At 69.2% G+C, this 13,652-nt stretch carries 10 protein-coding genes and 1 tRNA gene; 1 reads left to right on the forward strand and 10 read right to left on the reverse strand.

Features of this window, described 5'->3' with window-relative positions; all coding sequences use genetic code 11:
• Positions 1 to 5: 5 nt before the first annotated feature.
• Together SCAB_RS21725 and SCAB_RS45130 are read right to left on the reverse strand one after the other, a co-directional pair.
• Positions 6 to 1,550: a hypothetical protein gene (locus SCAB_RS21725; protein ID WP_231885106.1), complete on the reverse strand. Its 1,545-nt coding sequence runs from the start codon at positions 1,548 to 1,550 to the stop codon at positions 6 to 8.
• 410 nt (positions 1,551 to 1,960) lie between these two features.
• Positions 1,961 to 2,089 (reverse strand): DLW-39 family protein, encoded by a 129-nt coding sequence (locus SCAB_RS45130; protein ID WP_003999697.1) that lies wholly within the window; start codon positions 2,087 to 2,089, stop codon positions 1,961 to 1,963.
• A 466-nt stretch (positions 2,090 to 2,555) separates the two neighbouring features.
• Here SCAB_RS45130 and SCAB_RS21730 point away from each other — a divergent pair, with 466 nt between their 5' ends.
• A complete protein-coding gene (locus SCAB_RS21730; protein WP_013002237.1) occupies positions 2,556 to 2,921 on the forward strand; it encodes a DUF6344 domain-containing protein in 366 nt (121 codons plus the stop codon).
• A gap of 189 nt (positions 2,922 to 3,110) precedes the next feature.
• Here the strand turns inward: SCAB_RS21730 and SCAB_RS21735 are convergent.
• The 8 genes from SCAB_RS21735 to dnaN all read right to left on the reverse strand — a co-directional run bounded on the left by SCAB_RS21735 (position 3,111) and on the right by dnaN (position 13,249).
• Positions 3,111 to 3,187, reverse strand: a tRNA-Ile gene (locus SCAB_RS21735).
• 167 nt (positions 3,188 to 3,354) lie between these two features.
• Positions 3,355 to 4,158, reverse strand: a complete 804-nt coding sequence (locus SCAB_RS21740) for a DUF3566 domain-containing protein (RefSeq protein WP_037726053.1) — start codon at positions 4,156 to 4,158, stop codon at positions 3,355 to 3,357.
• A gap of 18 nt (positions 4,159 to 4,176) precedes the next feature.
• On the reverse strand, positions 4,177 to 6,771 hold the full coding sequence (gene gyrA, locus SCAB_RS21745; protein WP_013002239.1) for a DNA gyrase subunit A: 2,595 nt from the start codon (positions 6,769 to 6,771) through the stop codon (positions 4,177 to 4,179).
• Between the two features lie 42 nt (positions 6,772 to 6,813).
• Complete coding sequence (gene gyrB / locus SCAB_RS21750; protein ID WP_013002240.1) at positions 6,814 to 8,859, reverse strand: DNA topoisomerase (ATP-hydrolyzing) subunit B; 2,046 nt, start codon at positions 8,857 to 8,859, stop codon at positions 6,814 to 6,816.
• Between the two features lie 417 nt (positions 8,860 to 9,276).
• Complete coding sequence (locus SCAB_RS21755; RefSeq protein WP_173402894.1) at positions 9,277 to 9,810, reverse strand: DUF721 domain-containing protein; 534 nt, start codon at positions 9,808 to 9,810, stop codon at positions 9,277 to 9,279.
• Positions 9,807 to 10,931, reverse strand: coding sequence for a DNA replication/repair protein RecF (gene recF / locus SCAB_RS21760; RefSeq protein WP_013002242.1), 1,125 nt, complete (start codon positions 10,929 to 10,931; stop codon positions 9,807 to 9,809). Before recF ends, SCAB_RS21755 begins: the two co-directional genes overlap by 4 nt.
• Positions 10,932 to 11,041: 110 nt before the next feature.
• Positions 11,042 to 11,917, reverse strand: a complete 876-nt coding sequence (gene gnd / locus SCAB_RS21765; protein ID WP_013002243.1) for a phosphogluconate dehydrogenase (NAD(+)-dependent, decarboxylating) — start codon at positions 11,915 to 11,917, stop codon at positions 11,042 to 11,044.
• 201 nt (positions 11,918 to 12,118) lie between these two features.
• Positions 12,119 to 13,249 carry a DNA polymerase III subunit beta gene (dnaN, locus tag SCAB_RS21770; RefSeq protein WP_013002244.1) on the reverse strand — a complete coding sequence of 377 codons (1,131 nt, stop codon included), beginning with the start codon at positions 13,247 to 13,249 and terminating at the stop codon, positions 12,119 to 12,121.
• Positions 13,250 to 13,652 lie beyond the last annotated feature (403 nt).

Genomic DNA, 13,652 nt, shown 5'->3' on the forward strand with positions numbered 1-13,652 from the left:
ACGCCTCACCGCCCCCGGGATGCCCCGTGCCGCCCCCGAGCCACCGCGCCCGCCTGAGGCCGCCCGGCCTGGGCATCCGCCCCCGCCGTCGGCTTCGTCCTCCCCCTCACCTCGGCGGATGCCCGCCTGCGCGCCACGAGGGTCCACACCACGAGGCCGAACACCAGGAGGCTCCCCGTACCGATGCCACCCGCCGCGACGACCGTCATGGCAAGGCGCCGGTCCCCGCCGGAGGAGTCGCCGGAACCCTTGCCGCCGCCTGCAGCGTCCACGTCGTCGCCACCGCCCCCCGCACCGTCCAGCGTCTCCCCCGTGGTCCCCTTCTCCGCGGCCTCCTGGTCGTACGCGGTGACCTCGAAGACTCCGCGCGGCTCCGAGGTACCGAGATATCCCGGCCCGGTCCCGGCCCGGCCCTCCAGCCGCACCCTCAGGGTCAGTCCGAGAGGCTCCTCGCCGTACCGGTCCGCGACCGAGGCCCCGAGATGCAGGGCCACGTAGTACCAGCCCGCGAACCGCATCCCGCCCACTTCGCCGTCGAGGGAGAAACGGTTCTCGTACGCCACGGGCGGGAGCGGGTCGAGGGAGGTGGACCGTTGTTCACCTCCGTAGTTGGCGGTCCTGTCGTCCACGAGGCCACGTACGGGGTTGTAGAGCGACATGACGAACGCGTTGCCCACGTACCCGTCGCCGCCTGTCGCGCTGCCCAGATCGGCGGTGACGTGGAGCTGCTGTCCCCAGCCCACGGGCACCTTGTAGAACAGCGTCTCCCCGGTCCTGATCCCGACCGCGTCCCGCCAAACGCCCTGCCCCACAGGACTCGCCGTGGCGAAACCGCTCCCGCCGCGCCGACGCTCGGGGTCGCCGGACAGTTCTTCCGGCGGTGCGGAGTCGAAGTTCTCGGGGGCACTCGTCGGGCCCCCCTTCGTCACGGCGGGCTCCGACACGAAGCCGAGCTCCAGCCCCCACTTCTCAGTCGAGCCCTCCGAGGACGAGCCCGACACCGATCCGGCAGCCGTCCCGGAACCCGAGTCCGCACTCGTCCCCGTACCGCCTCCCGTACCGGTTCCCACCCCCGTTCCCGCTCCCGCGCCCCCTCCGGCACCGACCCGTTCCACGACGACGTAGTAGGTCCCCGCCTCCTGACACATGTACTCGTCGCTGCCGATCTCGCGCGAGGCCCAGGCAGTCACGGGGTGCGCGCTGCGGGTCGGACCGAAGCGGGCGGTCTCGTACGAGCAGCGATGCGCGTCGGCGTCCTGCAGGGACACCCTGATGCCGTCTGCCGAAGCGACCGCGGCTCCGGCGGCGGGTACGACGGTGGCCGAGACGTACGCGTTCGCGGCGGCATCGAGGTCGAGGCGGTAGTAGAGCTTGCCGCCCGGACCTATGGAACTGCGGTAGGTCCCGCCGGCCGCCAGCCGCGCGGCACCCGTGCTGCTCGTGGCGCCCTCAACCGTTTTCGCGCCCTCCGCATAGGCGTACGGCGTGAGGTCGTCGGCGCCGGCCGCGGGCCCGGCCGTCGTGATCGTCGCGCACAGAGCCGCCCCCACGGCCGCCACAGTTCGCCACCCGACCGTGCGCCGCCCCATCTAGCGCCACCCCTCGTCGTAGTCCGAAGTCGCGGCTCCGGAGTCGAAGCCCGCGGGAAAGCCCGGAAGAACCGCCCAGAAGAGCCGTCCGGAAGAGCCATCCGGAAGAAAGCGTGGAAGAAAGCCTGGAGTGAATGCGCCCATCCTGCCGGGCCGTGCCCGCCGGTGCCCTCGTTCAGGGCAAGGAGCGGCCGAAAACAGCCGCTACCCGGCCCCTCGCTTTGCTTCGGCAAGCACATCGTTCGCCAAGGCGAATCCGGTGTCGGCGACACACTCGTGGAGGACCGAGGGGACGCGGGCGAAGCGCCCGAACGACACAAAACCCCGACCGCGAGCGCGGCCGGGGTCTGCTCTGAGACTGATGTCGATGTTCACGAACCCGTGGGCACGGAGTCAGTAGCCTCCGTCCACAGGTCCTGCTCGGCGCGATCCGCCTGGATCTGGCGGTACACGAGGAGCCCGCCGATGGCGGCCAGTGCGACCAGGAGAAGCTTCTTCACCGCGCGACCTCGTCTTTCCTTGACGTAGGGGACCTCTGGCGCCCGACTATACACACCGACCGATACCGATCGGTGACCTGCGTCCCGCCCCTCAACTGCCGCCGGGAGGACCGCAGTAGAACCGGATGCGACCGTTCCGATCGCAGGTTCATCACACAGGTCCCCCACCTCTCCCACACTCGGCGCGAACCCGCAGGACATCCACCCCGCCGCACCTCCGACGCCCACGCCCCCGCCCTGCCACCTTCGCGGCCCCCGCGGCGTCCGGGGCCCGCACGGCCGCCGCGGCCCCGCGCCACCCCTACGCCCCCGCACAGGCTTCCTGGAGCTTCCCGAGCCCCTTGCGGCCATCCGAGTGGTGTTGATCCGACGATCCACACGCCACGGGCGTCGGTACACGATTCCAGAGCCCACATACACATCATGAGGAAAGTACGCAAATCGCCCAACCCGAAAGTGAGGGGCCATGGCCCAGAACAAGGTCATGAAGCTGTGGACCGCGGTCGTCACCGCCGTCCTGGCGCTGTGCACGGCACTCGGCCTGATCACGACCACGGCATCGGCCGCGGTACCGCAGACCGGCACCACCCGCAACTGCGCGGCCCCCACGACGCTGCCGGCGACGGTCTTGCCGGTCCGGCCCCACGATCGCGCCCTGCCCCCCACGATGAAGCAACGCATCCGCGCCGAGGCCCACGGCTCCTCGCCCTCCTGCCGCCATCGCGCGCTCCTGGAATCGGAAGCCAGGAATGCCACGGACGCCGCGAACACCACCGCCCTGCGGTCCGGCTTCCCGCAGGCCGAACGGCCCGCCCCACCCCTCCAGCGCTGATCCACTCAGGCAGCAGACCCGCACGACCCCCGTGGCGATCTTGCGTACGACGCCCCGCCGAACAGACGCAGAACACCAGGAACCCCCGGCCGGAATGGCCGGGGGTTCCTGCGTCACCACCCATCGATCACCGGTCGAGGCCGGGAACGACGAAGACCCCCAACCGTCATCGGTTGAGGGTCTTCATGCTGGTGGGGCTAACAGGATTTGAACCTGTGGCCTCATCCTTATCAGGGATGCGCTCTAACCAACTGAGCTATAGCCCCGCCGCGCTGTGCGGTGTGTGTCCCGCGCGCTGACTCCTGAAGATTAGCGCACGACGTGGGGAGTCCCAAAATCGATACCCGGAGGGGAGCCGCGGGGCGGTCGGGCACCCTGACGGGGACGGCGTTCGACGCCGTCCCCGGGGGCCGTTCCTAAGTGGTCGCCGTGCTCACTCGTCCTCGGCGAGCGTCAGCTCGATGCCGCCGACGAAGGCCGCGGAGATGTTGTAGATGAAGGCGCCGAGCGTGGCGAGTGCGGTCGCGAGGACGACGTCGATGACCGCGATGATCGTGGTGAACACGAGCACGTTGGGCAGGGACAGGAACGACTGCAGGTCGAAGCCGTTGGACTCGTTCGAGCCGGTCGCCTCGGAGATGGTGGCGCCGACCGTGGAGAACACGCCCATCGCGTTCATGACCATCCACAGCACCGCGGCCGCGACGACCGTGCAGATACCGAGGGCGATGGAGAGCAGGAAGCTGACCTTCATCACGGACCACGGGTCGGCCTTGGCCACTCTCAGCCGCGCCTTGCGCGTCCGAGGTGCCGTGCGCGCTGCCGGGCGCGGCTGGCGCGAACCGTCCGGAGCCGACGGGTACGCCTGCGGCGGGTGGTACGGGCCGGCCTGCTGCTGCGACTGCCGCTCACCGGGCAGTGCGGAGCCGCCGGCCTGCGCCTGGGCGGTGGCCTGCGGGGGAGCCGGGCGGCTCGACCCGCCCGCGGCCGTGCCGCCCGGCGCGGGCTGCTGGGCCTGCGCACCACGGGTCTCCGTCACGGTTCCCCCCTGGGGTCCGGCCTTGTCGAGCGACGGCGCGGGCGGAGCCGAGTCGGTCGCGCCCTTGATCGCTTTCAGTTGGGTCGTGTGCGTGTCCATCGCACGCGCGGCGGAGCCACGGCCGCCGCCGTCCGCCTCCGACCCGGTCGAAGTGCCGGCCGAAGTACCGGACGATCCCGCGCCCGTGGCTCCGCTCACGCTGACTCACTCCTCGTGCTACTCGGACGAGGGCGCCTCACCCTCGTCCGTACCGGTCGTCGCGGCACCCTCGGCGGTCTCGTCCACGGCCTCGTCGCCGTCGACCTCCTCCGCCTCCCGCCCCGCCTCGGCGTTACGAGCGATGCCGACGACGGCATCGCGCTTGCCCAGGTTGATCAGTTGGACGCCCATGGTGTCACGGCCGGTTTCCCTGATCTCGTTGACTCGCGTACGAATCACACCGCCCGACAGCGTGATGGCGAGGATCTCGTCGGTCTCCTCGACCACCAGCGCGCCGACGAGCGAGCCGCGGTCCTCGACGATCTTGGCGGCCTTGATACCGAGGCCGCCGCGACCCTGGACGCGGTACTCGTCGACGTTGGTCCGCTTCGCGTACCCGCCGTCTGTGGCAGTGAACACGAACGTACCGGGTCGAACAACATTCATCGAGAGCAGCTCGTCGCCCTCGCGGAAACTCATGCCCTTGACACCCGAGGTGGCACGGCCCATGGGCCGCAGTGCCTCGTCCGTCGCGGTGAAGCGGATCGATTGTGCCTTCTTGCTGATCAGAAGGATGTCATCGTTTGGCGATACGAGTTCGGCTCCGATCAGTTCGTCGTCGGAACCGTCCTCCTTTTCACGGAGGTTGATGGCGATGACACCGCCGGAACGGGGCGAATCGTAATCTTTCAGAGGCGTCTTCTTCACCAGTCCGCCCTTGGTGGCGAGCACCAGGTAGGGCGTTGCCTCGTAGTCGCGGATCGCGAGGATCTCCGCGATCGCCTCGTCCGGCTGGAAGGCCAACAGGTTGGCGACGTGCTGTCCACGCGCGTCACGTCCGGCGTCCGGCAGCTCGTAGGCCTTGGCCCGGTAGACACGGCCCTTGTTGGTGAAGAACAGCAGCCAGTGGTGGGTCGTGGACACGAAGAAGTGGTCGACGATGTCGTCTTCCTTGAGCTTCGTACCGCGCACGCCCTTGCCGCCGCGCTTCTGCGCGCGGTAGTCCACCGTCTTGGTCCGCTTGACGTAACCACCGCGCGAGACGGTGACGACGATGTCCTCCTCGGCGATGAGGTCCTCGATGGACATGTCACCGTCGTAGGGGACCAGCATCGTCTTGCGGTCGTCGCCGAACTTCTCCACGATCGCGGCGAGTTCCGCGCTGACGATGCCGCGCTGGCGGACCGGGGAGGCGAGGATCTCGTTGTACTCGCGGATCTTGGCCTGAAGTTCGTCGTGCTCCTGGATGATCTTCTGGCGCTCCAGGGCGGCGAGGCGGCGCAGCTGCATCTCGAGGATGGCGTTCGCCTGGATCTCGTCGATCTCCAGGAGGTCCATCAGGCCCGTGCGCGCGATATCGACGGTGTCGCTGCGCCGGATGAGCGCGATGACCTCGTCGATGGCGTCCAGGGCCTTCAGCAGGCCGCGCAGGATGTGCGCCCGCTCCTCGGCCTTGCGCAGCCGGAACTTCGTACGGCGGACGATGACCTCGATCTGGTGCGTCACCCAGTGGCGGATGAACGCGTCCAGGGAGAGGGTGCGCGGCACACCGTCGACCAGCGCCAGCATGTTGGCGCCGAAGTTGGTCTGCAGGTCCGTGTGCTTGTACAGGTTGTTCAGCACGACCTTGGCGACCGCGTCGCGCTTCAGGACGATGACCAGACGCTGTCCCGTGCGGGACGACGTCTCGTCACGGACGTCCGCGATGCCGCCGATCTTGCCGTCCTTCACGAGGTCGGCGATCTTCTGCGCGAGGTTGTCGGGGTTGGTCTGGTAGGGCAGCTCCGTGACCACCAGACACTGGCGGTTCTGGATCTCCTCGACCTCGACGACCGCGCGCATCGTGATGGAGCCACGGCCCGTGCGGTACGCCTCCTCGATGCCCTTGCGGCCGACCACCAGGGCGCCGGTCGGGAAGTCGGGGCCCTTGATGCGCTCGATCAGCGCGTCCAGGAGGTCCTCGTGGGAGGCCTCGGGGTTCTCCAGGTACCACTGGGCGCCGGCCGCGACCTCGCGGAGGTTGTGCGGCGGGATGTTGGTCGCCATGCCGACCGCGATACCGGCCGAGCCGTTGATCAGCAGGTTCGGGAAGCGGGCGGGCAGGACGGTCGGCTCCTGGGAGCGGCCGTCGTAGTTGTCCGTGAAGTCGACGGTGTCCTCGTCGATGTCACGGACCATCTCCATCGACAGCGGCGCCATCTTGCACTCGGTGTAGCGCATGGCCGCCGCCGGGTCGTTGCCCGGTGAACCGAAGTTGCCGTTGGAGTCCACCAGCGGCATCCGCATCGACCACGGCTGCGCGAGGCGGACCAGCGCGTCGTAGATCGAGGAGTCACCGTGCGGGTGGTAGTTGCCCATGACGTCGCCGACGACACGGGCACATTTGTAGAAGCCCTTCTCGGGCCGGTAGCCGCCGTCGTACATCGCGTACAGGACGCGGCGGTGGACGGGCTTGAGACCGTCGCGTACGTCGGGCAGCGCGCGGGACACGATGACGGACATCGCGTAGTCGAGGTACGAGCGCTGCATCTCGGTCTCGAGCCCGACGGGCTCGACGCGCTGGACGGTCTCGCCGCTCTCTTCGGGCGTCACTGGAGTGTTCTGGTCGGCCATGGCCGGTGAAGATCCTTCCTGGTGCGGTCAGCTGAGACCGACTCAGATGTCGAGGAAGCGGACGTCCTTGGCGTTGCGCTGGATGAACGCGCGACGGGCCTCGACGTCCTCACCCATCAGAACCGAGAACAGGTCGTCGGCCTGGGCTGCGTCGTCGAGCGTGACCTGGCCGAGGACGCGGTGCTCCTGGTCCATCGTCGTGATGCGCAGTTCCTCGGCGTTCATCTCGCCGAGGCCCTTGAAGCGCTGGATCGAGTCCTCCCGGATGCGCTTGCCGCGCTGCCGGCCCATCTCGATGAGCGCGTCGCGCTCGCGGTCGGAGTACGCGTACTCGATGTCCTCGCGCCCCCACTTGATCTTGTAGAGCGGCGGGCGGGACAGGAACACGTGCCCGGCCTCGACCAGGGGCCGCATGAAGCGGAACAGGAAGGTCAGCAGCAGGGTGTTGATGTGCTGGCCGTCGACGTCGGCGTCCGCCATCAGGATGATCTTGTGATAGCGCAGCTTCTCGATGTCGAAGTCCTCGTGGACTCCGGTGCCGAAGGCCGAGATCAGCGCCTGGATCTCCTGGTTCTGCAGGATCTTGTCGATCCGGGCCTTCTCCACGTTGAGGATCTTGCCGCGGATCGGGAGGATCGCCTGGTACTCGGGGTTCCGGCCGGACTTGGCCGAACCGCCGGCGGAGTCACCCTCGACGATGAAGATCTCGCACTTGATGGGGTCGTTCGACTGGCAGTCGGAGAGCTTGCCCGGCAGCGACGCCGTCTCCAGGAGGCCCTTGCGGCGGGTGAGGTCCCGGGCCTTGCGGGCCGCCACGCGCGCGGTGGCCGCCTGGATGCCCTTGCGGACGATGTCCGCCGCCTCGACCGGGTTGCGGTCCAGCCAGTCGTTCAGGTGCTCGTAGACGACCTTCTGGACGAAGGTCTTCACCTCGGTGTTGCCCAGCTTGGTCTTGGTCTGGCCCTCGAACTGCGGTTCGCTCAGCTTCACCGAGATGATCGCCGTCAGGCCCTCGCGGATGTCGTCGCCCGTGAGGTTGTCGTCCTTCTCCCGCAGAAGCTTCTTCTCGCGCGCGTACTTGTTGACCAGGTTCGTCAGCGCCGCGCGGAAGCCCTCCTCGTGCGTACCGCCCTCGTGCGTGTGGATGATGTTCGCGAAGGAGTAGACACCCTCGGTGTAACCGCTGTTCCACTGCATCGCGAGTTCGAGGGACAGGCTCCTGTCCTTGTCCTCGGCCTCCAGGTCGATCACGGTGGGGTGCACCACGTCGCCCTTGCGGGAGTTGAGGTACTTCACGAAGTCGACGATGCCGCCCTCGTAGTGGTACGAGACGCTCTTGACCTCGTGCTTCTCGTCCTCGCCCGCCTCGTCCGCCCCGGCCGTGGCCTTCGCCGACTCGCGCTCGTCGGCGAGGTTGATCCGCAGACCCTTGTTGAGGAACGCCATCTCCTGGAAACGCCGCGAGAGCGTCTCGAAGGAGTACTCCGTGGTCTCGAAGATGTCCGGGTCGGCCCAGAAGGTGACCGTGGTGCCGTGCTCGTCCGTGGCCTCGTGCTGGGCAAGCGGGGCCGTCGGGACGCCCAACTTGTAGTCCTGGGTCCAGCGGTGGCCGTCGGTCTTGATCTCGACGGAGACCCTGGTCGACAGGGCGTTCACGACGGAGACACCCACACCGTGCAGACCGCCGGAGACCGCGTAGCCGCCGCCCCCGAACTTGCCGCCCGCGTGCAGGACCGTCAGCACGACCTCGACGGCCGGCTTGCCCTCGGAGGGGACGATGCCGACCGGGATGCCACGGCCGTTGTCGACGACCCGCACGCCGCCGTCGGCGAGGATCGTGACGTCGATGGTGTCCGCGTGGCCGGCCAGTGCCTCGTCGACCGAGTTGTCGACGACCTCTTGCACCAGGTGGTGCAGTCCGCGCTCACCGGTGGAACCGATGTACATACCGGGCCGCTTGCGGACCGCGTCCAGGCCTTCGAGGACGGTGATGGCGCTGGCGTCGTACGCCGTGGCCGAGGCCTCGGCGACTCCGGCCGGGGCCTCGGTGGACAGGATGTTCTCGTTGGGGTTGCCGGAATCGGCCACGAAGCGCCCTTTCTGGCACAGCACAAGCCAGGCTCCCGGCGGGTTTGCCGGGCCGGCTGCGGCGTTGCGGTGGAAGCCTTTGTCTGGGGTGAACGGTGTTTCCGAAGCGATCCCCGCGAAACGGGCGGGATTCTTCTCCAGTCTACCGGTAGCGCCGACAGTGATGGGGGTTTGCCGGTACCTGAGTCCGCATGTGCCGCCCTGAACCGGTCTCTCCCGACTCCCCATATGGGGAGCGGGGCTCCAAGAGGCTCACAGCGGCACTCAGCGCTTCCGGGTGTCAACCCTTTGCTACTCCCGGGTCACGTCCGTGTTCGCAACCGCACGCCTTGGCATGCGCCGGAGCGCACAGCTGTGGACGGGGCCGCGCGGACCCCCCGGTGACAGGCGCGACAGCACCCGGAAATGTGACTACGGTCACCCGTAGGTATCGCCGGGACCCGTGCTTCCCGGGGCCCGCAGGGGCCCGTAGCGACGGGCGGAACCCGCGGGACCGTGCACCTTCAGCAGCCGTACGGTGCCGTGCCCCAGATCCTCGTTGAGCCGGGCGACCAGTTGCGGAGCCAGCAGCCGCACGTTCGTCGCCCACGCCGTCGAGTCGCACCGCACGTGCAGGACCCGCTCGTCCTCGTCGTACCGCTCCGGCACGCACCGTCTGGCCAGGTCCTCGCCGACGATCTGCGGCCACCGGCCCATGACCCCGCCGACGGCCGCCGGGGTCTCCCAGCCCCGCTCGGTGATCAGGCGGTTGATCGCGGGGCCCAGCGGCATGGGATCGCGGCCGTCGGCACGGGCGCCGGACCGCAGCCCGCCACCGCGCCTGGCCTGCTTCTTCTGCTGTGTGGCCTCACCACGCGCGCGTGCGGCCTCCTTCGCCGCACGCAGTGCCACGCGCGCGAGGTCCACGCCGGAGGGCTCGTGAGGTGTCGGGGTCGCCCCGGATCCGCTCATACGCGCTCCACCGTCCCGTCGGACACGACGTAGCGCGCCCCCGTCAGTACGTCCGGTACGTCGTCGTCGACCGCGGCGGTCACCAGGACCTGCTCGCCCGGCGCGACCAGTTCCGCCAGCCGCTCCCGCCGGCGGCTGTCCAGCTCGGCGAAGACGTCGTCGAGGATCAGCACCGGCTCGTTCCCCTCGGCCCGCAGCAGGTCGTAGGAGGCCAGCCTGAGGGCCAGGGCGTAGGACCAGGACTCGCCGTGGGAGGCGTAGCCCTTGGCGGGCAGCTGACCCAGCTTGAGCGTCACATCGTCCCGGTGGGGTCCCACCAGGGTGACGCCCCGCTCGATCTCCTGCTTGCGGCTCTCCGTGAGGGCGGCCGTCAGCTGCTCGTACAGCTCCTCGCGCGCGTGCCCGACCAGCCCGGGGGACGAGGGTCTGTACTCCAGGCCCACCGGACCGCCCCCGGGTGCCAGTTGCTCGTACGCCTTGTCGGCGAGCGGCTGGATCGCTGCGACCAGGTCCAGGCGCTGGGCGAGCAGGTCGGCGCCCACGCGCGCGAGGTGCTGGTCCCACACGTCGAGCGTGGACAGGTCCATGGTGCGGCCGCCGTGCCGGCGGGCCAGGGCTGCCGACTTCAGGAGCGTGTTGCGCTGCTTGAGGACCCGCTCGTAGTCGGAGCGCACACCCGCCATGCGCGGGGAGCGCGCGGTGATCAGCTCGTCGAGGAAGCGCCGTCGTTCGCCGGGGTCGCCCTTGACCAGGGCGAGGTCCTCCGGCGCGAACAGCACCGTCCGTACGATGCCGAGCACGTCACGCGGTCTGACCTGCGACGACCTGTTGATGCGGGCCCGGTTCGCCTTGCCCGGGTTCAGCTCCAGTTCGACCAGCTGCTGCCGCTCGCCCTGCCGCACCTGCGCCCGGACGACCGCGCGGTCGGCGCCCATGCGGACCAGCGGAGCGTCCGACGAGACCCGGTGGCTGCCGAGGGTCGCGAGGTAGCCGACCGCCTCGACCAGGTTCGTCTTGCCCTGCCCGTTGGGCCCCACGAACGCGGTGACGCCCGGGTCGAGCGGGACCTCGACCCGGGCGTACGAGCGGAAGTCGGCCAGCGACAGATGCGTGACGTGCATGGTCGGGTGCCGACCTCCCCCAGGGTTGTGGACCGCCGTGCGGCCCTGTGGACGACCGCGTGTCGACCTTGGCGTGTTCGTCCTGCCGTCGGTCGCGCCGGTCGCGCGGGCTACTTCGTCTCGACCGCGTGGCCGCCGAACTGGTTCCGCAGCGCCGCGATCATCTTCATCTGTGGAGAGTCCTCCTGGCGCGACGCGAACCGCGCGAAGAGCGAGGCCGTGATCGCGGGCAGCGGCACGGCGTGGTCGATGGCGGCCTCCACGGTCCACCGGCCCTCGCCGGAGTCCTGCGCGTACCCCTTCAGCCGGTCCAGGTGCTCGTCCTCGTCGAGGGCGTTCACCGCCAGGTCGAGCAGCCAGGAGCGGATGACCGTGCCGTCCTGCCAGGAACGGAAGACCTCGCGGACGTCCGTCACCGAGTCGGCCTTCTCCAGGAGCTCCCAGCCCTCGGCGTACGCCTGCATCATCGCGTACTCGATGCCGTTGTGGACCATCTTCGCGAAGTGCCCGGCGCCGACCTTGCCGGCGTGCACCGCCCCGAGGTCGCCCTCGGGCTTCAGCGCGTCGAGCACCGGCTGCACCTTGGCGACGTTCTCCGCGTCACCGCCGTACATCAGCGCGTAGCCGTTCTCCAGTCCCCAGACGCCGCCGGAGACACCGCAGTCGACGAAGCCTATGCCCTTGGCGGCCAGCTGCTCGGCGTGCTTCTCGTCGTCGGTCCACCGGGAGTTCCCGCCGTCCACGACGACGTCCCCGGGCTGCAGCAGTTCGGCCAGCTCGTCGACGGTCGACTGGGTGGCGGCACCGGCCGGGACCATCACCCACACGACCCGCGGGCCGTGGAGCTTGCCCACAAGCTCTTCCAGGCTGTGGACATCGGCGAGATCCGGGTTCCGGTCGTATCCGATGACGGTGTGGCCTGCGCGGCGGATGCGCTCGCGCATGTTCCCGCCCATCTTGCCGAGGCCGACGAGACCGAGCTCCATCAGTGGTTCCTTAGGTTGCGACGTGTGCGTGTGGGCACTTGCGTACCCACCCACGAGCCTAGACCCGGACGCTCACGCACACCTGTGGGCATACCCGCTCATAAGTAGCCCCCGACCTGCGGCTTCGTACCGAGGGCCCTCCACCGGAACCCACAGCCCTGTGGACACCGCCGCGGCCGAGCCGCGGCGGTGTCCGGCCGGTCAGCCGCTGAGCCGCACCGGCATGATCAGGTACTTGTAGGCCTCGTCCGCCTCGGCGTCGAGAGCCGGCTTGCCGCTGAGCAGCGCGGGCTTGGTGGACGTGGTGAACGACAGCTGGGCGACCGGGGAGTCGATGGCGCTCAGGCCGTCCAGCAGGAACGTGGGGTTGAAGGCGATCGAGATGTCGTCGCCCTCCAGCTGCGCGTCGACCCTTTCCACAGCCTGTGCGTCGTCGCTGGAGCCGGCCTCCAGGATCAGCACGCCCTGCTCGAAGCTGAGCCGCACCGGGGTGTTCCGCTCGGCGACCAGGGCCACGCGCTTGACGGCCTCGACGAAGGGCGCGGTCTCGATGACGGCCACGCTGTTGAACTCGGTCGGGAACAGGGTGCGGTACTTCGGGAGGTCGCCCTCCAGCAGCCGCGTGGTCGTACGACGGCCCGCGCCCTCGAAACCGATCAGCCCTTCGCCCGAGCCCGATCCGGAGAGCGCCAGGATGACGCTGTCGCCGCTAGTGAGGGCCTTGGCGGTGTCCAGGAGCGTCTTGGCGGGGACCAGGGCGACCGCGGACGCCTCGGGGTTCTCCGGCTTCCACAGGAACTCGCGGACCGCGAAGCGGTAGCGGTCGGTGGAGGCCAGCGTGACCGTGTCGCCCTCGATCTCGATGCGCACACCGGTGAGGACGGGCAGCGTGTCGTCCCGCCCGGCCGCGATGGCGACCTGGGCGGCGGCGGAGGCGAAGACCTCGCCGGGGACGGTGCCCGTGGCGTTCGGCATCTGCGGCAGGGACGGGTATTCCTCCACAGGCAGTGTGTGGAGGGTGAACCGCGAGGAGCCGCAGACCACCGTGGCCCGTACACCGTCCGTGGAGATCTCCACCGGCCGGTTGGGCAGGGCGCGGCAGATGTCGGCGAGCAGGCGGCCGGAGACGAGCACCGTGCCTTCCTCGTCGACCTCCGCCTCCACGGAGACCCGGGCGGAGACCTCGTAGTCGAAGCTGGAGAGGCTCAGCTGGCCTTCCTCGGCCTTCAGAAGGAGGCCGGCGAGGACAGGCGCCGGCGGCCGTGCCGGGAGGCTGCGCGCCGCCCAGGCCACGGCCTCCGCGAGTACGTCGCGTTCCACCCGGATCTTCACTGTTGCCGCCTCCTGCTGCTGCCGGCGCTTCTCGCCCTGCCTGGCTTCGTCGTCTGTCTCGGTGTCGGTGGTCCCTGTGACGGGAAGGACACCGGGGACCAGTCTGACGCACACCACTGACACTCGGAGCCTCTCGGGGTCAAGTCGTGACGAGGCGCGGTCGAGCGGCCAAGAGCGAGTTGTGCACAGGACCCACTTCGAAACGGATTCCCAGCTCTCTCTAGTTGGGAGTAGTAGTAGGGCCTGTGGAAACCGTGGATAACCTCGTTTTCGCAGCTCAGGCGGCAAATTTTGTCCACCGGGCCTGTGGGTGGAGGCGGTGGACAACCGGGTGTCTCTGTGGAGAACGGAAAGTTCTGCACACACCGTGCACAGCCCGGGGGTACTTCTCCCCAACGGCGTC

The organism is Streptomyces scabiei 87.22 (assembly GCF_000091305.1).
Classification (GTDB): domain Bacteria; phylum Actinomycetota; class Actinomycetes; order Streptomycetales; family Streptomycetaceae; genus Streptomyces; species Streptomyces scabiei.